This window comes from Pseudomonas sp. 3A(2025) (genome assembly GCF_054589175.1).
Map to the genome: position 1 here is coordinate 405366 of NZ_BAAILM010000039.1, position 19172 is coordinate 424537.

At 63.0% G+C, this 19172-nt stretch carries 19 protein-coding genes; 18 read left to right on the top strand and 1 reads right to left on the bottom strand.

Going from position 1 to position 19172, the window contains the following annotated elements:
* The first annotated feature begins 123 nt into the window (after nt 1-123).
* The 4 genes from ACYP2A_RS17380 to ACYP2A_RS17395 all read left to right on the top strand — a co-directional run bounded on the left by ACYP2A_RS17380 (nt 124) and on the right by ACYP2A_RS17395 (nt 2688).
* Entirely contained in the window at nt 124-1134 is a 1011-nt protein-coding gene (locus tag ACYP2A_RS17380; protein ID WP_459746841.1) for a class 1 fructose-bisphosphatase, read from the top strand.
* A gap of 4 nt (nt 1135-1138) precedes the next feature.
* Complete coding sequence (locus ACYP2A_RS17385; RefSeq protein WP_459746842.1) at nt 1139-1741, top strand: DUF924 family protein; 603 nt, start codon at nt 1139-1141, stop codon at nt 1739-1741.
* A gap of 120 nt (nt 1742-1861) precedes the next feature.
* The gene (bamE, locus tag ACYP2A_RS17390; RefSeq protein WP_459746843.1) at nt 1862-2116 is read left to right on the top strand and encodes an outer membrane protein assembly factor BamE domain-containing protein; all 255 of its coding nucleotides are present in this window, start codon (nt 1862-1864) and stop codon (nt 2114-2116) included.
* Between the two features lie 2 nt (nt 2117-2118).
* Entirely contained in the window at nt 2119-2688 is a 570-nt protein-coding gene (locus ACYP2A_RS17395) for a lipocalin family protein (RefSeq protein ID WP_459746844.1), read from the top strand.
* Nucleotides 2689-2803: 115 nt separating this feature from the next.
* Here ACYP2A_RS17395 and ACYP2A_RS17400 read toward each other — a convergent pair whose 3' ends face one another.
* Nucleotides 2804-4165: a formimidoylglutamate deiminase gene (locus ACYP2A_RS17400; protein WP_459746845.1), complete on the bottom strand. Its 1362-nt coding sequence runs from the start codon at nt 4163-4165 to the stop codon at nt 2804-2806.
* Between the two features lie 222 nt (nt 4166-4387).
* Here ACYP2A_RS17400 and hutC point away from each other — a divergent pair, with 222 nt between their 5' ends.
* The 14 genes from hutC (at nt 4388) to hutG (ending at nt 19127) form a co-directional block, all read left to right on the top strand.
* The gene (gene hutC / locus ACYP2A_RS17405; protein ID WP_459746933.1) at nt 4388-5056 is read left to right on the top strand and encodes a histidine utilization repressor; all 669 of its coding nucleotides are present in this window, start codon (nt 4388-4390) and stop codon (nt 5054-5056) included.
* Entirely contained in the window at nt 5053-5652 is a 600-nt protein-coding gene (locus ACYP2A_RS17410; protein WP_459746846.1) for a HutD/Ves family protein, read from the top strand. Before hutC ends, ACYP2A_RS17410 begins: the two co-directional genes overlap by 4 nt.
* A 104-nt stretch (nt 5653-5756) precedes the next feature.
* Nucleotides 5757-6290 carry a DUF3455 domain-containing protein gene (locus ACYP2A_RS17415; protein WP_459746847.1) on the top strand — a complete coding sequence of 178 codons (534 nt, stop codon included), beginning with the start codon at nt 5757-5759 and terminating at the stop codon, nt 6288-6290.
* A gap of 96 nt (nt 6291-6386) precedes the next feature.
* The gene (locus ACYP2A_RS17420) at nt 6387-6944 is read left to right on the top strand and encodes a sigma-70 family RNA polymerase sigma factor (protein ID WP_459746848.1); all 558 of its coding nucleotides are present in this window, start codon (nt 6387-6389) and stop codon (nt 6942-6944) included.
* Nucleotides 6941-7639 (top strand): anti-sigma factor, encoded by a 699-nt coding sequence (locus ACYP2A_RS17425; protein ID WP_459746849.1) that lies wholly within the window; start codon nt 6941-6943, stop codon nt 7637-7639. Before ACYP2A_RS17420 ends, ACYP2A_RS17425 begins: the two co-directional genes overlap by 4 nt.
* 347 nt (nt 7640-7986) lie before the next feature.
* Nucleotides 7987-9678 (top strand): urocanate hydratase, encoded by a 1692-nt coding sequence (gene hutU / locus ACYP2A_RS17430; protein ID WP_459746850.1) that lies wholly within the window; start codon nt 7987-7989, stop codon nt 9676-9678.
* Between the two features lie 97 nt (nt 9679-9775).
* The gene (locus ACYP2A_RS17435) at nt 9776-10744 is read left to right on the top strand and encodes an ABC transporter substrate-binding protein (protein ID WP_459746851.1); all 969 of its coding nucleotides are present in this window, start codon (nt 9776-9778) and stop codon (nt 10742-10744) included.
* Between the two features lie 61 nt (nt 10745-10805).
* The gene (locus ACYP2A_RS17440; RefSeq protein ID WP_459746852.1) at nt 10806-11657 is read left to right on the top strand and encodes an ABC transporter permease; all 852 of its coding nucleotides are present in this window, start codon (nt 10806-10808) and stop codon (nt 11655-11657) included.
* Nucleotides 11654-12484 (top strand): quaternary amine ABC transporter ATP-binding protein, encoded by an 831-nt coding sequence (locus ACYP2A_RS17445; protein WP_459746853.1) that lies wholly within the window; start codon nt 11654-11656, stop codon nt 12482-12484. Before ACYP2A_RS17440 ends, ACYP2A_RS17445 begins: the two co-directional genes overlap by 4 nt.
* A gap of 12 nt (nt 12485-12496) precedes the next feature.
* Nucleotides 12497-14074, top strand: coding sequence for an HAL/PAL/TAL family ammonia-lyase (locus tag ACYP2A_RS17450; RefSeq protein ID WP_459746854.1), 1578 nt, complete (start codon nt 12497-12499; stop codon nt 14072-14074).
* Nucleotides 14071-15618: a histidine ammonia-lyase gene (gene hutH / locus ACYP2A_RS17455; RefSeq protein WP_459746855.1), complete on the top strand. Its 1548-nt coding sequence runs from the start codon at nt 14071-14073 to the stop codon at nt 15616-15618. The genes ACYP2A_RS17450 and hutH overlap by 4 nt, the downstream gene beginning before the upstream one ends.
* Before the next feature lie 95 nt (nt 15619-15713).
* Nucleotides 15714-17090 carry an amino acid permease gene (locus ACYP2A_RS17460; RefSeq protein WP_459746856.1) on the top strand — a complete coding sequence of 459 codons (1377 nt, stop codon included), beginning with the start codon at nt 15714-15716 and terminating at the stop codon, nt 17088-17090.
* 12 nt (nt 17091-17102) lie between these two features.
* Nucleotides 17103-18308 carry an imidazolonepropionase gene (gene hutI, locus ACYP2A_RS17465; protein ID WP_459746857.1) on the top strand — a complete coding sequence of 402 codons (1206 nt, stop codon included), beginning with the start codon at nt 17103-17105 and terminating at the stop codon, nt 18306-18308.
* Between the two features lie 15 nt (nt 18309-18323).
* A complete protein-coding gene (hutG, locus tag ACYP2A_RS17470; RefSeq protein ID WP_459746858.1) occupies nt 18324-19127 on the top strand; it encodes an N-formylglutamate deformylase in 804 nt (267 codons plus the stop codon).
* Nucleotides 19128-19172 lie beyond the last annotated feature (45 nt).

The window sequence follows — 19172 nt, forward strand, 5'->3', positions numbered from 1 at the left end:
TTGCAGCTACGCTGAGCCGGTGCCTGAACTCAAATAGGCCAGGCTCAGTCTGACAAGGCAGTATTCACCGGCGACTCGCGCTAAACTGCGCGGGTTTTCCCCTCCCCCCTTTCGGAGCTATCCATGTCCCGCGTTACCCTGAGTCGCTATCTGATTGAGCAGACCCGCAGCAACAACACTCCTGCCGATCTGCGTTTCCTGATCGAAGTAGTGGCCCGTGCGTGCAAGGAAATCAGCCACGCGGTATCCAAAGGCGCCCTGGGCGGCGTGCTGGGCAGCGAAGGCACCGAGAACGTGCAGGGCGAAGTACAGAAAAAGCTCGACGTGATTTCCAACGAAATCCTGCTTGAAGCCAACGAATGGGGTGGTCACCTGGCCGGTATGGCGTCCGAAGAAATGGACAATGCCTATCAGATTCCGGGCAAGTACCCAAAAGGCGCCTACCTGCTGGTGTTCGACCCACTGGACGGTTCGTCGAACATCGACGTCAACGTCTCGGTTGGTACCATCTTCTCGGTACTGCGTTGCCCTAACGAGTACCTGAGCCAGAACGAAAGCCTCAACGAAAAGGCCTTCCTGCAGCCGGGCACCGAGCAGGTCGCCGCCGGTTACGCGATCTATGGCCCGCAGACCATGCTGATCCTGACCCTGGGCGACGGCGTCAAAGGCTTCACCCTGGACCGCGAAATGGGCAGCTTCGTACTGACCCACGAAAACATCAGCATCCCGGAAACCACCCAGGAATTCGCCATCAACATGTCCAACCAGCGTCACTGGGAAGCCCCGGTAAAACGCTATGTGGACGAGCTGCTGGCCGGTGAAGAAGGCCCGCTGAACAAGAACTACAACATGCGCTGGATCGCCTCGATGGTTGCCGATGTACACCGCATCCTGACCCGTGGCGGCCTGTTCATGTACCCGCGCGATGCGCGCGAGCCGTCCAAGCCGGGCAAACTGCGCCTGATGTACGAAGCCAACCCGATGTCGTTCCTGGTCGAGCAGGCCGGCGGTGCTTCGACCAACGGTCGCGAGCGCATCCTGGACCTCAAACCGCAAGGCTTGCATGAGCGCGTGGCGGTATTCCTCGGTTCCAAAGAGGAAGTGGCGCGCGTTACCGGCTACCACAAGGACTGACCTCATGAGCGCGCCCTGGAGTCCACTGCTGCTCTGGTGGTTCGGCACTGCCGAGTCACCGGCTGAAGTGGCCAGGGCCAAGGGCGCGCTGTGGTTTGGCAAGCGTGAAGCCAACGACACCGAGGCGCGCGAGCGCTTCGGTGTGTTGATGCAAAACGCACTGGCGGGCGGCCTGCAAGACTGGGTCACGCACCCTGAAGGCTGGCTCGGGCTGATCCTGTTGCTCGACCAGTTGCCACGCATGATCCACCGCGACAGCGCCTCGGCCTATGCCGGCGATGCCCGTGCGCAAACGCTACTGCGCGAAGGCCTGCACACCGGGCTGGACCTGCAACTGACACCCCTGCAACGCACATTCGTGTACCTGGTGCTGGAGCACAGCGAAGACCTGGATGACCAGAATCAGGCTATTGCCTGTTTTGCCGGCCTCGTGGAGTTGCTGCCCGACAGCGAGCGCGCTTACTTCAGGCAAAGCCTGGATTACGCCGAACGCCATCAGATCATCATTGCCCGCTTCGGGCGTTTTCCACATCGCAATGCCCTGCTCGGGCGCGCCTCTACGCTTGAAGAAAGCGAATATCTCAAGACGCCGGGCTCCGGCTTCTAAACGCTAAAAACTTCGTAGGAAAAATCCCCGCTCGTCGTGGGAACCAGATCGACTTTTGCCCCTCAAAGCTCTCGGTACAGCTTCAGTCTGTGACCGTGATTCTTCCAGGAGCTTGACCCCATGTTTTTGCGTTACGTAGCGTTGCTGGCATCGCTTGTGCTGTTGGGCGCGTGCAATAAGATCAACCAGGAAAACTATTCGAAACTGTCGGCCGGCATGCCCAAAGAGCAGGTCACCGAATTGCTCGGCAGCCCGACCGAATGCTCAGGCGCCCTGGGTATTTCCAGCTGCACCTGGGGTACCGAAAAAACCTTTATCAGCGTGCAATATGCCGGTGACAAGGTGGTGATGTTCTCCGGGCAAGGCCTGAAATAAGCATGGCGATCCGACTGCTGCATTTTGCTCTTGTCGTGCTCGCAAGCTTTCTGGTCATCGGTTTCGCTCAGTCCGCCGAAAATCTCGACCCCAAGACCGCAGGCCAGATCGACCTGAAACGCTACCAGGGCACCTGGTACGAATTGGCCCGCCTGCCGCTGTATTTTCAGCGCGATTGTGCGCAGTCAGAGGCGCATTACGCCCTCAAGGATGATGGCAATATCGCAGTGACCAATCGCTGCCGCACGCTGGACGGCGAGTGGCAAGAGGCCAAGGGCACCGCCTCCGCGCAAGTGCCGGGCAAGACCGACAAGCTCTGGGTGGTGTTCGACAACTGGTTCACAAGCCTGCTGCCCTGGGTCGCCAAGGGCGATTACTGGGTGCTGCATGTCGATGAGCACTACAAGACCGCCGTGGTCGGCAACCCGAACCGCAAATACCTGTGGCTGCTGTCGCGCACCCCGACCGTGCCGGAATGGCTGAAGCAGGAAATGCTCAGCAACGCGCGCCAGCAAGGCTACGACACCAGCCGTTTGATCTGGCGCACGCCGGATTCGAAGATTGCCCAGTAGGAGCGAGCTTGCTCGCGATTGAGCGCAGAGCGCTCACAAATATCTGTGGAACGCTGAATATTTACGACTGCTAACGCAGCCGATCGTCCGTGTGCGGCCCAGACCAAGGTCGCTCCTACAACAACGCTTTCAACACCCGCCCAAACGCCTCGGCGCTCTGGCGCTCTTGTGCGTGACGACCTTCGCGGATCACCCATTGGCCGTTGACCATCACGTCGCGCACTTGCCGGTCACCGCCTGCAAACAGCCAGCGGTTGAGAATCGCATCCTGCGTGGCGCTGGCCACGTAAGGGTCCTGGCCATCGAGTACCAGCCAGTCAGCGCGCTGGCCGACCGCCAGGCGGCCTATAGGCTGGCCCAGTGCCTGGGCGCCCCCGGCCAGGGCGGCGTCGTACAGGGTGCGGCCGACCATGGGCTGGTCGCTGCGGTATAGACGGTTACGACGCTGGTCACGCAGGCGCTGGCCATATTCCAGCCAGCGCAGTTCTTCGACCACGCTCAGGGACACATGACTGTCCGAGCCAATGCCCCAACGCCCGCCCTGGCTCATATAGTCCACTGCCGGAAAGATGCCGTCGCCCAGATTGGCCTCGGTGGTCAGGCATAACCCGGCCACTGCGCCGCTTTGCGCCATCAACTGCACTTCATCGGGGTTGGCGTGGGTGGCGTGCACCAGGCACCAGCGCTCATCCACCGGCGCATGCTCGAACAGCCATTGCAAAGGCCGGCGGCCGCTCCAGGCCAGACAGTCATCGACTTCTTTCTGTTGTTCGGCGATGTGGATATGCACCGGGCTCTGGCGCTGGCCAGCCACCAGCACTTCGTCGATCTGCCAGGGCGTGACTGCGCGCAACGAGTGAAAACACAGGCCCAGCCGCTGGGCCGGCTGTTGCGCCAGTGCCGTGTGCAAGCGCGCCTGCAAATCAAGGTAACTGTCGGTGCTGTGGATAAAACGCCGCTGGCCGGGGTTCGGCGCCTGCCCACCAAAGCCTGAATGGCTGTACAGCACTGGCAGCAGGGTCAGGCCGATACCGGCACTGCGCGCCGCGCGGCTGATACACAGGGCCAGCTCGGCCGGGTCGGCATAGTGCTGGCCATTGACGTCGTGGTGCACATAGTGAAATTCGGCCACCGAGGTGTAGCCGGCCTTGAGCATCTCGATGTAGAGCTGCCGGGCGATGATTTCCAGTTGCTCGGGGCTGATCTGGCCGACCAGACGGTACATCAGGTCGCGCCAGGTCCAGAAGCTGTCATCCGGCCGCCCGGCCACTTCGGCCAGCCCCGCCATGGCGCGCTGGAACGCATGCGAATGCAGGTTGGGCATGCCTGACAGCAATGGCCCCGCCAGCCGCTCGGCGCCTTCGGCGGTGGCATTGGCCTGCACCGATGTCAGCACACCCTGCGCGTCCACTTCCAGCCGCACATCGCGGGCCCACCCTTCAGGCAGCAAGGCACACTCGGCAAAATAGGCAGCCATCGACTCAACACCTCATTGTGAAAACACTTGTATATACATATACAGGCGTTTGCTCGACCGGTAAACTCCCACGTACTTGCCGCGCACCGGGTTAATGGTTAGCGTGGACGCTGTTCCGATCCTCATACAAGGACTCTCACATTGCCGACCCTGCCTGCCACCTCGTCGCTGACTGCCCATCTGAGCGAAAGTCCGGCGCCGCTGTACGCCCGGGTCAAGCAGATGATCATCCAGCAGATCCAGAGCGGCACCTGGCCGCCGCATCACCGTGTGCCATCGGAGAGCGAGCTGGTCACCGAGCTGGGCTTCAGCCGTATGACCATCAACCGCGCGCTGCGCGAGCTGACCGCCGAAGGCCTGCTGGTGCGCATGCAGGGTGTGGGCACGTTCGTGGCCGAGCCCAAGACCCAGTCGGCGCTGTTCGAGGTGCACAACATCGCCGACGAGATCGCCGCCCGTGGCCATCGCCACAGCTGCCGGGTGATCCTGCTGCAGGAAGAACCGGCCGGCTCCGAACGTGCCGTGGCACTGGACATGCGTGAGGGTCAGAAAGTCTTTCACTCGTTGATCGTGCATTACGAAAACGACATTGCCGTGCAAATCGAAGACCGCTTCGTCAACGCCCAGGTCGCGCCCGACTATCTGCAACAGGACTTCACCCGCCAGACGCCCTACGCCTACCTGTCACAGGTCGCGCCGCTGACCGAAGGCGAGCACGTGGTCGAGGCGATTCTGGCCGATGCCGAAGAATGCAAGCTGCTGCAAATCGAGGCCGGCGAACCGTGCCTGTTGATTCGCCGTCGTACCTGGTCAGGACGCCAGCCGGTTACTGCCGCGCGGCTGATCCACCCAGGTTCCCGTCACCGCCTCGAAGGACGATTCAGCAATTGACCCATACGACTGTACTGCGCGCCGCCGACTACCCACGCATGCCCTGGAAAAACGGGGGCGGCAGCACTGAAGAAATCACCCGCGATGCCGGTAACGCGCTCGACGGTTTCGGCTGGCGCGTGTCGATTGCCGATATCGAGGCCAGCGGCGGCTTCTCGGTATTCGAAGGCTACCAGCGGATCATCACCGTGTTGCAAGGCAACGGCATGACCCTGAGCATCGACGGCCACGACAGCCGCCCGCTGGCCGTGTCAGACCCCTTTGCCTTCAGTGGCGACAGCCAGGTCAGTTGCCGCCTGCTTGACGGCCCGATCCGTGATTTCAATCTCATCTATGATCCCCGGCGCTTTGCCGCCCGCCTGCACTGGCTGGATGTGCGCCAGCCGCAACGCCTGTTCAGCTCGGCCAGCACGGTCCTGCTGTTCAGCGTGGCGCAACAACTGGCCAGCAGCGTCAACGATGGGCCATGGGAAATTCTCGGGGTTCATGATTGCCTGCGCATCGACAACCCCGGCCACCTGCTGGACATCGAGTTGCAGGCGCCGGCCGCCAGCCGTTGCTGCCTGATCGAACTGACCGCCCTGGGCGAGCGCTGAAAAAATATTTTCAATCGGCTGCATCCAGATCGTTGCCTCGCGTGTAGTACCTCACAGCAGCCCATGAGTTGCTGAGCGCGGTTCAACTTTCTGGAGATACTTGCATGAACGCAAAACGCTTGCTCTGCCTGGCTACAACCACTCTGACCTTTGCCTGCCTGACCCCTGCGGCCTTTGCCCAGGCTGACCTGCCCGAAAGCGTGCGGGTGCCGGCTGGCCACAAGGTCAGCATGGAAACCACCGGCGTGGGTGAAATCACCTACGAATGCAAGGTCAACGCCGCCAACGCCAATAAGCTGGAATGGACCTTCGTCGGCCCCAAAGCCGTACTCAATGACCGCAGCGGCAAGGCCGTCGGCAGCTACTACGGCCCGCCCGCCACCTGGGAAAGCAAGGACGGCTCGAAGCTGACCGGCACCCAGGTCGCCGTGGCACCGTCCAGCGCCGGCAACCTGCCCTATCAACTGGTCAAGGCCAACCCGGCCGAAGGCAAGGGCGCCATGAGCGGCGTGACCTACATCCAGCGCACGGCCCTCAAAGGCGGTGTGGCACCGGCCAGCGCCTGCGGCGAGAGCAACAAGGGCGCCAAGGAAGTGGTCAAATATCAGGCCGACTACATTTTCTGGGCCAGCAACTGATTGCGCTTCACTGTGATGATGGCGCGCTGCCGGTAGGCTATGCTCTGCCGGGCAGCCTCGTTCGAGGTCGCAGTAATCCATTGACGGCGGATTGACTTGACCTCATTCGAATCGCAGTTCGACTACGAAGCCACACTCCAGGCCTGCGCGCGCGGCGAGCGCCAGGCCCTGCAGCGTCTTTATCATCAGGAAAGCGCCCGGCTACTGGGCGTTGTCCTGCGCATCGTGCGTGATCGCGCGCGGGCAGAAGACATCGTGCATGACGCGTTCATCAAGGTCTGGACCCAGGCCCACAGCTTCGACGCGCAACGCGGCTCGGCACGCGGCTGGATCTTTACGATTACTCGCCATCTGGCCCTCAACCAGGTGCGCAACAGCGCTCGCGAAGTGCAGGCCGAGGACGATGACCCCTCGGCGACCGCGACGCTTGAAGGCTGGCAGACCGCAAGCGATGCCTTCGACTGGCAGGTCAACCCCGGGCGCCTGCAACATTGCCTGGAGCAACTGGAACCGGTACGCCGTCACTGCGTGTGCCAGGCCTATGTCGACGGTTACACGCATCAACAGATCGCGCAGACACTTGGCGCGCCACTGGGCACGGTAAAGGCCTGGATCAAACGCAGCCTGGCTGCCTTGCGGGAGTGCATGGGTTGAACACAACACCCGACCGCGAACTCGATGAACTGGCCGGCGAATACGTGCTGGGCACCCTATCGGCGGCTGAGCGCGCCGAGGTCGAGCGGCGCCTGCCGCTTGAGCCGGCGTTACAGACGGCAGTCGATGCCTGGGAAGCACGCCTGTTGCCGCTGGCCGACCTGGCCGAGCCGGTGCAACCTTCGGCCAGCCTGTGGGCGCGCATCGAACGCAGCCTGCCGGATTCTGTACGGCCGATTTCCAGTGCGCGGCGCTGGCGCGACAGCCTGAGCCTGTGGCGCGGGCTGGCCGGCGCGGGCCTGGCGGCCTCGCTGGTGCTGGGCACGCTGTTATTCATTCGGCCACCGCTCGATCAGCCGTCGTATATGGTGGTGCTGGTCGCGCCGCAAGACAAGGCGCCGGGCTGGGTCATCCAGACCCGCGACACGCAGCAGATTCAGCTGATTCCACTGGGCGTTACCGAAGTGCCGAGCGACAAGGCGCTGGAGTTCTGGACCAAGGGCGACGACTGGCAAGGCCCGGTCTCGCTGGGCCTGGTCAAACCGGGACAGACCTTGCGCGTGCCGCTGGACCAGTTGCCGGCCCTGCAGCCTAACCAGCTGTTCGAGCTGACCCTGGAAAACCCGACCGGCTCGCCGACCGGCAAACCAACAGGACCGATCCAGTTCATTGGCCGGGCCGTGAAGGTGATTTAAGCCGGTTTTTTCCCCCACAACAGAAGGTGCGCCCACTGACACAACGTGCGCACCATTCTGTTACTCAACGCCCCAATTCGATGCGCGCTCTCTGATTCAGCGCATCATCGCCTCTCGCCTGCTCGTTCTATTCTTCGACCTACCCCCTTTAAACACGGGCCTCCCCGCAAAACCTCGCAGCCTGATTTACAACTGGCCCCTCGATTGCATATGCTTGTATGTACAAGTAGATACGTGTTCAACTGAGTGCACAGGTTACACCTGTTACAGCCAGTCTCGACATGGCTACTCCCACTGCTTCCCGCCCCGTTACGGGCTGGTTTGGATCGACCGCCGAGGATTTTCTTGTGACCCAGAACAATCAGGACCGCACGCAAGACTGGACCCGCCACCGTGACGTTGAAGTGCGTGCCGCCCGTGGTACGCAACTGACCGCCAAGAGCTGGCTGACCGAAGCCCCGCTGCGCATGCTGATGAACAACCTTGACCCGGAAGTGGCCGAGAACCCCAATGAACTGGTGGTCTACGGCGGCATCGGCCGTGCGGCGCGCAACTGGGAGTGCTACGACAAGATCGTCGAGAGCCTGACCAATCTTGAAGATGACGAAACCCTGCTGGTGCAGTCCGGCAAGCCGGTCGGCGTGTTCAAGACCCACAGCAATGCGCCACGGGTGCTGATCGCCAACTCCAACCTGGTGCCGCACTGGGCCAACTGGGAACACTTCAACGAACTGGATGCCAAGGGCCTGGCCATGTACGGCCAGATGACCGCCGGCAGCTGGATCTACATCGGCAGCCAGGGCATCGTTCAGGGCACTTACGAAACCTTCGTCGAAGCCGGTCGCCAGCATTACGGCGGCAGCCTCAAGGGTCGTTGGGTGCTGACCGCAGGCCTGGGCGGTATGGGCGGCGCACAACCGCTGGCCGCGACCCTGGCCGGCGCCTGCTCGCTGAACATCGAGTGCCAGCAAAGCCGCATCGATTTCCGCCTCAAGACCCGTTATGTCGACGAACAGGCCGACAACCTCGACGACGCTCTGGCACGTCTGGCCCGCTACACCGCCGAAGGCAAGGCGATCTCGATTGCCCTGCACGGCAACGCCGCCGAACTGCTGCCTGAAATGGTCCGTCGTGGCGTGCGCCCGGACATGGTCACCGACCAGACCAGCGCCCACGATCCGCTCAATGGCTACCTGCCCAAGGGCTGGAGCTGGGACGAATACCGCGCCCGCGCCCTCAGCGAGCCTGCTGCGGTGGTCAAGGCCGCCAAGCAGTCGATGGCCGAACACGTCGAAGCCATGCTGGCCTTCCAGAAAGCCGGCGTGCCGACCTTCGACTACGGCAACAACATCCGCCAGATGGCCAAGGAAGAAGGCGTGAGCAACGCCTTCGATTTCCCGGGCTTCGTGCCGGCCTATATCCGCCCGCTGTTCTGCCGTGGTATCGGCCCGTTCCGCTGGGCCGCGCTGTCGGGCGATGCACAAGACATTTACAAGACCGACGCCAAGGTCAAGGAACTGATCCCCGACGACGCCCACCTGCACAACTGGCTCGACATGGCCCGTGAGCGCATCAGCTTCCAGGGCTTGCCGGCACGTATCTGCTGGGTCGGCCTGGGCCAGCGCGCCAAGCTGGGCCTGGCGTTCAACGAAATGGTACGCAGCGGCGAGCTGTCGGCACCGGTGGTGATCGGCCGCGACCATCTGGACTCCGGCTCGGTGTCGAGCCCCAACCGCGAAACCGAAGCCATGCGCGACGGCTCCGATGCCGTCTCCGACTGGCCGCTGCTCAACGCCCTGCTCAACACCGCCAGCGGCGCCACCTGGGTCTCGCTGCACCACGGCGGCGGCGTGGGCATGGGCTTCTCGCAGCACTCGGGCATGGTCATCGTCTGTGACGGCACCGATGAGGCCGCCGCGCGTATTGCCCGCGTACTGCACAACGACCCGGCCACCGGCGTCATGCGCCATGCCGATGCCGGTTACCAGATTGCTATCGATTGCGCCAAAGAGCAGGGCTTGAACCTGCCGATGATCTGAAGGTTGCACCGGCGCCCTGGACGGGCGCCACAGGTGCGCAGGCCGGATGCCTTTTTTGCACTGCCGTCATCCTTTTTGAGGCTTAGGAGCATCGTCAATGAAGATCAAGAAAAACCTGTTGCGCACGCTGGTGGTCGCGGGTTTGTTCGCCAGTGCAGGCGCAAGCCAGGCGGCAGGCTGGTGTGAATCGGGGAAGCCGGTGAAATTTGCCGGCCTGAACTGGGAAAGCGCCATGCTGCTGACCGAAATCATGCAGGTGGTGCTGGACAAGGGCTACGACTGCAAGGTCGACAGCCTGCCCGGTAACTCGATTGCCATGGAAAACGCGCTGGGCACCAACGATATCCAAGTGTTCGCCGAAGAGTGGGTCGGGCGCAGCGAGGTCTGGAACAAGGCCGCCGCCGCCGGCAAGGTCGTGGGCGTCGGCGCACCGGTGGTCGGTGCGGTCGAAGGCTGGTACGTGCCGCGCTATGTGATCGAAGGCGATGCCAAGCGCAAGCTGCAAGCCAAGGCGCCTGACCTCAAGGCCATCAGCGACCTGCCACGTTACGCCAGTGTGTTCAAGGATCAGGAAGAGCCGGGCAAGGGCCGCTTCTATAATTGCCCGGCCGGCTGGACCTGCGAGCTGGACAACAGCGAAATGCTCAAGAGCTACGGCCTGGAAAGCAGCTACACCAACTTCCGCCCCGGCACCGGCCCGGCGCTGGATGCCGCGATTCTGTCGAGCTACAAGCGCGGCGAGCCGATCCTGACCTATTACTGGTCTCCGACACCGCTGATGGGCCAGGTCGATCTGGTGCGTCTGGAAGAGAAGGCCGGCGTGAACAAGACCATCGAGATCAAGGTCGGCGTGTCCAAAGCGTTTCATGAACAGGCGCCCGAGCTGATTGCGGTGCTCGAGAAGGTCAACCTGCCGATCGACCTGCTCAACGCAAACCTGGGGCGCATGGCCAAGGAGCGGATCGAAGCGCCTAAACTGGCGAAGATCTTTCTCAAGGAACACCCGCAAATCTGGCACACATGGGTCAGCGAAGACGCGGCGAAGAAGATCGACGCTGCGTTGTAATCCCGGGTCGGCCCGGTTATTGCGCCGGGCCGGCTGGCCACTCCCACGTTGAGAGCCGCTTATGTTCCCCGAAAGCTTTACGTTCTCCATCGCCGACTGGGTCAATGCCGGGGTCGATTCTCTGGTGACCGAGTATGGCGATGTGTTCAGGCACATTTCCGACACCCTGCTCTGGGCCATCGTCAACCTCGAAAGCCTGCTGCGCATGGCGCCGTGGTGGCTGATGCTGCTGATTGTCGGCGCTATTACCTGGCATGCCACGCGCAAGGTGTTCACCACCCTCGTGATCATCGGCCTGCTGTTTCTGGTCGGCGCCGTGGGCCTGTGGGACAAGCTGATGCAGACCCTGGCACTGATGCTGGTGTCGACGTTGATCGCGGTGCTGATCGGCATCCCGCTGGGCATTCTGTCGGCGCGCAGCAATCGCTTGCGCTCGGTGCTGATGCCGTTGCTGGACATCATGCAGACCATGCCCAGCTTCGTGTACCTGATCCCGGTATTGATGCTGTTCGGCCTGGGCAAGGTGCCGGCCATTTTCGCCACGGTGATCTACGCCGCCCCGCCGCTGATTCGCCTGACCGACCTGGGTATCCGACAGGTCGACGGTGAGGTCATGGAAGCCATCAACGCCTTTGGTGCCAATCGCTGGCAGCAACTGTTCGGTGTGCAATTGCCCCTGGCCCTGCCCAGCATCATGGCCGGGATCAACCAGACCACGATGATGGCCCTGTCGATGGTGGTGATCGCCTCGATGATCGGCGCCCGCGGCCTGGGCGAAGATGTGCTGGTCGGCATCCAGACCCTCAACGTCGGACGCGGGCTGGAAGCGGGTCTGGCGATTGTCATTCTCGCGGTCGTCATCGACCGCATCACTCAGGCCTATGGCCGGCCACGGCATGAGGCACACAAATGATCAGCGAGCCTGCCAGCAAGATCGTCGTCAAAAACGTCTTCAAGATTTTCGGCAACCGCCCGGACGCTGCCCTGGCCATGATCCGTCAGGGCCGCAGCAAGGACCAGGTACTGGCCGACACCGGCTGCGTGGTCGGGGTCAACGACCTGTCGCTGAGCATCGCCAGCGGCGAGATCTTCGTCATCATGGGCTTGTCCGGTTCCGGCAAGTCGACCCTGGTGCGCCATTTCAACCGGCTGATCGATCCTACCAGCGGCGAGATTCTGGTCGATGGCGAAGACATCCTGCGCTACGACACAGAGGCCCTGCGCGAGTTTCGGCGGCGCAAGATCAGCATGGTGTTCCAGAGTTTCGGCCTGCTGCCGCACAAGACCGTGCTCGACAACGTCGCCTACGGCCTGAAAGTGCGTGGCGAAGACAAGGCGTTCAGCAAAGAGCGCGCCCTGCACTGGATCACCACCGTCGGTCTCAAGGGCTACGAGGGCAAGTACCCGCACCAGCTCTCGGGCGGCATGCGCCAGCGGGTCGGCCTGGCCCGGGCCCTGGCGGCCGATACCGACATCATCCTGATGGACGAGGCGTTCAGCGCCCTCGACCCGCTGATCCGTACCGAGATGCAGGACCAGTTGCTGGAGCTGCAATCGACCCTGCACAAGACCATCGTGTTCATTACCCATGACCTCGATGAAGCGGTGCGTATCGGCAACCGTATTGCGATCCTCAAGGATGGCCGGTTGATCCAGGTCGGCACCCCCAAAGAAATCCTCCACTCGCCTGCTGACGATTATGTCGATCGTTTCGTGCAGCGGCGCGTGGCAACCCTGTAAGGACGACGGTCGATGTCGCGAGCACAACAGATTCTCATCGGTGATTCGCAGGTTTCCTGGCAGGACGTGGTGGCCGTTGCCCGCGACAGTGTGCCATTGGCACTGTCGGCCGCCGCCTGGGCGCGGATCGACAATGCCCAGGCCATCGTGCAGCGCATCGTCGCCAGCGGCGAGCGCGCCTATGGCGTCAACACCGGCTTGGGCGCGCTGTGCAATGTGTCACTGCAAGGCGCCCAGCTCAGCCAGCTGTCGCGCAATACCCTGCTCAGCCATGCCTGCGGGGTCGGCCCGGCGCTGGCCGACGAGCAGACCCGGGCGATCATCTGTGCCGCGATCATCAACTACAGCCAGGGCCACTCCGGCGTCCACCGCCAGGTGGTCGAAGGCCTGCTGGCCCTGCTCAACCATGGCATCACCCCACAAGTGCCTTCGCAGGGCTCAGTGGGCTATCTGACCCATATGGCGCATGTGGGCATCGCCTTGCTGGGCGTCGGCCAGGTCAGCTATCGCGGGCAGCTCATTGCCGCCAGCCAGGCGCTGCAAGCCGAAGGCCTGGCGCCGGTGGCGCTGGGTGCCAAGGACGGCCTGTGCCTGGTCAACGGCACGCCGTGCATGACCGGCCTGGCCTGCCTGGCGATTGCCGAGGCCGGGCAACTGATGCAGTGGGCCGATGTGATCGGTGCCATGTCCTTCGAAGCCTTGCGCGGCCAGCTCGATGCCTTCGACGACAGTATCCTGAGCCTCAAGCCACACCCCGGCATGCAGCAAGTAGGTCGCAACCTGCGCGCCTTGCTGGCCGGCAGTGAGGTGCTGGCGACCAGCCAGGGCATTCGCACGCAGGACGCCTTGAGCATCCGCTCGATACCTCAGGTACACGGCGCCAGCCGCGATCAACTGGCCCACGCCATGGCGCAGATCGAGACCGAACTCAACTCGGCCACCGACAACCCGCTGCTGCTGGGCACCCCACAGGCTTATCGGGTGGTGTCCCAGGCCAACCCCCACGGGCAATCGGTGGCCATGGCCGCCGACCTGCTGAGCATCGCCGTCGCAGAATTGGGCTCGATTGCCGAACGCCGCCTGGACCGGCTGATCAATCCACTGGTCAGCGGCCTGCCGGCCTTTCTGGTCAGCGCACCCGGCGTCAACTCGGGGATGATGATCGTGCAGTACGTCGCCGCCTCGCTGTGCGCCGAAAACCGCCAGCTGGCGCAACCGGCAGTTGTGGATAACTACGTCACCTCCGGCCTGCAGGAAGATCACCTGAGCCTGGGCACCAGCGCCGCCCTGAAACTGCACAAAGTGCAGGCCAACGTGACCCAGATTCTGGCCATCGAGTACCTGCTCGCCGCCCAGGCCTTCGAATTTCTGAAAGACCAACGCTTCGGCGCAGGCACCGACCTGGCCTGGCGCCTGCTGCGCGAGCGGGTCGAGCCTTATGACCAGGACCGCTGGCTGGCGCCGGATATCGCCAGCGCCGCCGCCTTGATCAGGCAGCCCGCTGCGCTGCAACGCATTTACCAACACTGCCAATCGACACCCGATCAGGTGCCACAAGCACAGGGTCAAACAGGAGTAACCGCATCGTGAACACCGCCACTGCCCACACCCTGGAACTGATTCCCGGCCAACTCTCGCTGGTGCAACTGCGCAGCATCCTGCGTCAGCCGCTGAAGCTGGCCCTGGACAGCAGCGCCGACCAGCAGATCGAGCAAAGCGTGGCCTGCGTCGAGAAGATCCTCGCCGAGAACCGCACCGCCTACGGCATCAACACCGGTTTCGGCCTGCTGGCCTCGACGCGCATTGCCAGCGAAGACCTCGAGAACCTGCAACGCTCACTGGTACTGTCGCACGCAGCCGGCGTCGGCCAGCCGCTGGACGATGAGCTGGTGCGCCTGATCATGGTGCTCAAGGTCAACAGCCTGGCGCGGGGTTTCTCCGGTATCCGCAGGCTGGTGATCGACGCCTTGGTCGCGCTGATCAACGCCGAGGTTTACCCGCACATTCCGCTCAAGGGCTCGGTGGGCGCATCCGGCGACCTGGCACCACTGGCGCACATGTCGCTGGTGCTGCTCGGCGAAGGCAAGGCGCGGCATAAAGGCCAGTGGCTCGAAGCCCGTGAAGCGCTGGCGGTGGCCGGCCTGCAACCGCTGACCCTGGCAGCCAAGGAAGGCCTGGCGCTGCTTAACGGCACCCAGGTATCGACCGCCTTTGCCTTGCGCGGCCTGTTCGAGGCCGAGGACCTGTTCGCCGGCGCCATGGTCTGCGGCGCGCTGACCGTCGAGGCGGTGCTGGGCTCGCGCTCGCCGTTCGATGCACGCATTCACGCCGCCCGTGGCCAGCGCGGGCAGATCGATGTGGCCGCCGGCTACCGCGACCTGCTCGGCACCGGCAGCGAGGTGTCCGAGTCGCACCGCAACTGCGACAAGGTTCAGGACCCTTACTCGCTGCGCTGCCAGCCACAGGTCATGGGCGCCTGCCTGACCCAGATGCGCCAGGCCGCCGAGGTGCTGCAGATCGAAGCCAACGCGGTGTCCGACAACCCGCTGGTGTTCGCCGCCGAAAACGACGTGATCTCCGGCGGTAACTTCCACGCAGAACCGGTGGCCATGGCCGCCGACAACCTGGCGCTGGCGATTGCCGAGATCGGCTCGCTGAGCGAGCGGCGCATTTCGTTGATGATGGACAAGCACATGTCGCAATTGCCGCCGTTTCTGGTGGCCAATGGCGGGGTCAACTCGGGCTTCATGATCGCCCAGGTCACCGCCGCCGCACTGGCCAGCGAAAACAAGGCACTGGCGCACCCGCACAGCGTCGACAGCCTGCCGACCTCGGCCAACCAGGAAGACCACGTGTCGATGGCCCCGGCGGCCGGCAAGCGGCTGTGGGAAATGGCAGAAAACGTTCGTGGCATTCTTGCCGTAGAATGGCTGGCTGCCTGCCAGGGTCTGGACTTGCGCAACGGGCTGAAAACCTCGCCCGTGCTGGAACAAGCCCGCGCCACCCTGCGCAGCAAGGTGCCGTCCTATGAAAAGGACCGCTTCTTCGCACCGGACATCGAAGCTGCAATCGCGCTGTTGTCCTCGACATGCCTGAACCCGTTGGTTCCTGCCCATCTGCTGCCGAGCCTGTGACGTTTCAAACCGTCTGACAGAGCCCGTCATGGCCAATGGTTGCAGGAAGGTGTTTCTCGCAGCCATTTGCCATACCAGTAATGAATGGACCTGAAATGACGTCACAAGATGGTTTGAAACGCGGGTTATCCGCCCGCCACATCCGCTTCATGGCCCTGGGCTCGGCCATCGGCACAGGCCTGTTCTACGGCTCGGCCGCCGCCATTCAACAGGCCGGCCCTGCCGTACTGCTGGCCTACCTGATCGGCGGGGCTGCGGTGTTCATGGTCATGCGCGCCCTCGGCGAGATGGCCGTGCACGATCCGGTCGCCGGCTCGTTCAGCCATTACGCCAGCCGTTATCTGGGGCCACTGTCGGGCTTTGTGCTGGGCTGGACCTATGCCTTCGAGATGATCATCGTCTGCCTGGCCGATATCACCGCCTTCGGCATCTACATGGGCTTCTGGTTTCCCGAGGTGCCGCGCTGGATCTGGGTGCTGAGCATCGTGTTCTTCATCGCAGCCCTGAACCTGTGCAACGTCAAGGTATTCGGTGAAGCCGAGTTCTGGCTGTCACTGCTCAAGGTCAGCGCCATCGTGGCGATGATCCTCGGCGGTGCCGGGATCATGCTGTTCGGCCTCGGTCACGTCGCCAGCGACACGCCGATCGGCATCAGCAATCTGTGGGCGCATGGCGGCTTCATGCCCAACGGCATCGGCGGGCTGATTGCCTCGCTGGCCGTGGTGATGTTCGCCTTTGGCGGCATCGAAATCATCGGCATCACCGCCGGCGAAGCCAAGGACCCGAAACGCAGCCTGCCTGCGGCGATCAACGCCGTGCCGCTGCGCATCCTGCTGTTCTATGTGCTGACCCTGTTCGTGGTGATGTGCCTGTTCCCGTGGACCCAGATCGGTACCCAGGGCAGTCCTTTCGTACAGATTTTCAGCAACCTGGGCCTGTCGCAGGCCGCGACCGTGCTCAATATCGTGGTGATCTCGGCCGCCGTGTCGGCCATCAACAGCGACGTCTTCGGTGCCGGGCGCATCATGTACGGCATGGCCAAAGACGGTCAGGCACCGGCCGGCTTTGCCCGTCTGTCGAGCCAGGGCGTGCCGTGGCTGACGGTGGTGGTGATGGGCGCGACGCTGCTGGCCGGCGTGGTGCTCAACTACCTGATCCCCGATGACCTGTTCCTGCTGATCGCCTCGGTGGCCACCTTCGCCACTGTCTGGGTGTGGCTGATGATCCTGCTCACGCAAGTGGCCATGCGCCGCTCGATGAGCGCAGACCAAGCCAGCAAGCTGCAATTCCCGGTGCCGTTCTGGCCGTGGGGCCCGGCGCTGGCCATCGTCTTCATGGTGTTTATCTTCGGCGTGCTGGGCTGGTTCCCGGCCAGCCGCACCGCCTTGCTGGTCGGAGCCGCCTGGGTGGCACTGCTGGTGATTGCCTACTACATCTGGGTCAAACCCAATGCTTTGACCCGGCCAAAATAAATTGGAGTCCTAATGAAAACGCTCTGGCAGAACTGTCACATTGCAACCATGGCACACGGCACTTACTCGATCATCGAAGACGCCGCCATCGTGACCTGTGAAGAGCGGATTCACTGGATCGGGCCCAAGGCTGACCTGAGTGAGAGCGGCATCGACAACACGGTCGACCTGGGCGGCGCCTGGGTCACGCCGGGGTTGATCGACTGCCACACCCACATTGTCTTCGGCGGCAATCGCAGCGGCGAATTCGAGCAGCGCCTGCAAGGCGTCAGCTACGCCGAGATTGCCGCCGCTGGCGGCGGCATCGCCAGCACCGTGCGTGCCACCCGCGCCGCCAGTCCCTCAACGCTGTACACCAGCGCCGAGCGACGCTTGCGGCATTTGCTCAAGGAAGGCGTGACCTTGATCGAAATGAAGTCCGGCTACGGCCTGGACCTGGAAAACGAGCGCAAACTGCTGCAGGTCATTCGCCAGCTCGGCAACACCCTGCCGGTCACCGTGCGCAGCACCTGCCTGGCGGCCCACGCCCTGCCACCGGAATTCAGCGAACGCAGCGATGCCTACATCGAGCATATCTGCACCGAGATGCTGCCTTCGCTGGCCAGCGAAGGCCTGGTCGACGCGGTGGATGCCTTCTGTGAATACCTGGCGTTTTCTCCGGCACAGGTCGAGCGGGTGTTTATCGCCGCGCAGCAACTGGGCCTGCCGGTCAAGCTGCATGCCGAACAGCTGTCGTCATTGGCCGGCTCCAGCCTGGCGGCGCGCTATCAGGCGCTGTCGGCCGACCATCTGGAGTTCATGACCGAGGACGACGCCATCGCCATGGCCGCTGCCGGCACGGTGGCGGTGTTGTTGCCGGGCGCCTATTACTTTCTGCGCGAAACCCGGTTACCGCCGATGGAGGCCCTGCGCAAACACGGTGTTGCCATCGCCATTGCCACCGACATGAACCCCGGCACCTCGCCTGGCTTGTCGCTGCGCCTGATGCTGAACATGGCCTGCACGCTGTTTCGCATGACACCGGAAGAAGCACTGGCAGGCGTCACCCTCAATGCCGCCAAAGCCTTGGGGCTGGGCGCCAGCCATGGCTCGCTGGAGGTCGGCAAGGTCGCCGACTTCGTCGCCTGGGACATCGAACGGCCGGCGGATCTGGCCTACTGGCTGGGCGGCGACCTGGACAAACGCATCATTCGCCACGGCGTCGAATCGTCGATCTAAGAGGAGAAACAGACTGTGGATAACGTTCTGACCTTCAACCAGGGCCGTATTCCCCTGCTGATCAGCATGCCGCACGCGGGCCTGAAACTGACGCCTGCCGTCGAAGCCGGGCTGGTGGATGAAGCCCTGAGCCTGCCGGACACCGACTGGCACCTGCCGCGCCTGTACGACTTTGCCGAGGAACTGGGCGCCAGCACCCTGGCCGCCGAGTATTCGCGCTTCGTCATTGATCTTAACCGGCCCTCCGACGACCAGCCGCTGTATGCCGGCGCAACCACCGGGCTGTTTCCCTCGATCCTGTTCGACGGCGTGCCGTTGTTCAAGGACGGGCTGGCACCCGATGCCGCCGAGCGGACGCGTTATCTAGAGCAGATCTGGACCCCGTATCACCAGACTCTGCACGATGAACTGCAGCGCCTGCGCAATGAATTCGGTTATGCGCTGCTGTTCGATGCCCATTCGATTCGTGGTCACGTGCCGCACCTGTTCGATGGTCAGTTACCGGACTTCAACCTCGGCACCTTCAACGGCGCCAGCTGCGATGCGCAACTGGCCGAACAACTGAAACAGGTCTGCGCCGAGGCCAAAGACTACAGCCACGTGCTCAACGGCCGCTTCAAGGGCGGGCACATCACCCGCCATTACGGCGATCCGGCCAACAACATTCACGCGGTGCAACTGGAACTGGCGCAGAGCAATTACATGGAAGAGTTTGCCCCGTTCCGTTATCGCCAAGACCTGGCAGCGCCCACCCAGGTGGTGATAAAGCGCTTGCTGGAAACCTTTATCACCTGGGGCCACAAAAAATTTGGTGCATAACCGTAGGACCCGTAGGACCGACTTTAGTCGGGAAGCTGGCACCGC

Excerpts from the sequence above, each read along its gene's own strand:
- ACYP2A_RS17380 (WP_459746841.1), top strand. The coding sequence starts at position 124 with ATGTCCCGCGTTACCCTGAGTCGCTATCTGATTGAGCAGACCCGCAGC.
- ACYP2A_RS17385 (WP_459746842.1), top strand. The coding sequence starts at position 1,139 with ATGAGCGCGCCCTGGAGTCCACTGCTGCTCTGGTGGTTCGGCACTGCC.
- bamE (WP_459746843.1), top strand. The coding sequence starts at position 1,862 with ATGTTTTTGCGTTACGTAGCGTTGCTGGCATCGCTTGTGCTGTTGGGC.
- ACYP2A_RS17395 (WP_459746844.1), top strand. The coding sequence starts at position 2,119 with ATGGCGATCCGACTGCTGCATTTTGCTCTTGTCGTGCTCGCAAGCTTT.
- ACYP2A_RS17400 (WP_459746845.1), bottom strand. The coding sequence starts at position 4,165 with ATGGCTGCCTATTTTGCCGAGTGTGCCTTGCTGCCTGAAGGGTGGGCC.
- hutC (WP_459746933.1), top strand. The coding sequence starts at position 4,388 with ATGATCATCCAGCAGATCCAGAGCGGCACCTGGCCGCCGCATCACCGT.
- ACYP2A_RS17415 (WP_459746847.1), top strand. The coding sequence starts at position 5,757 with ATGAACGCAAAACGCTTGCTCTGCCTGGCTACAACCACTCTGACCTTT.
- ACYP2A_RS17435 (WP_459746851.1), top strand. The coding sequence starts at position 9,776 with ATGAAGATCAAGAAAAACCTGTTGCGCACGCTGGTGGTCGCGGGTTTG.
- ACYP2A_RS17440 (WP_459746852.1), top strand. The coding sequence starts at position 10,806 with ATGTTCCCCGAAAGCTTTACGTTCTCCATCGCCGACTGGGTCAATGCC.
- ACYP2A_RS17445 (WP_459746853.1), top strand. The coding sequence starts at position 11,654 with ATGATCAGCGAGCCTGCCAGCAAGATCGTCGTCAAAAACGTCTTCAAG.
- ACYP2A_RS17450 (WP_459746854.1), top strand. The coding sequence starts at position 12,497 with ATGTCGCGAGCACAACAGATTCTCATCGGTGATTCGCAGGTTTCCTGG.
- ACYP2A_RS17460 (WP_459746856.1), top strand. The coding sequence starts at position 15,714 with ATGACGTCACAAGATGGTTTGAAACGCGGGTTATCCGCCCGCCACATC.
- hutI (WP_459746857.1), top strand. The coding sequence starts at position 17,103 with ATGAAAACGCTCTGGCAGAACTGTCACATTGCAACCATGGCACACGGC.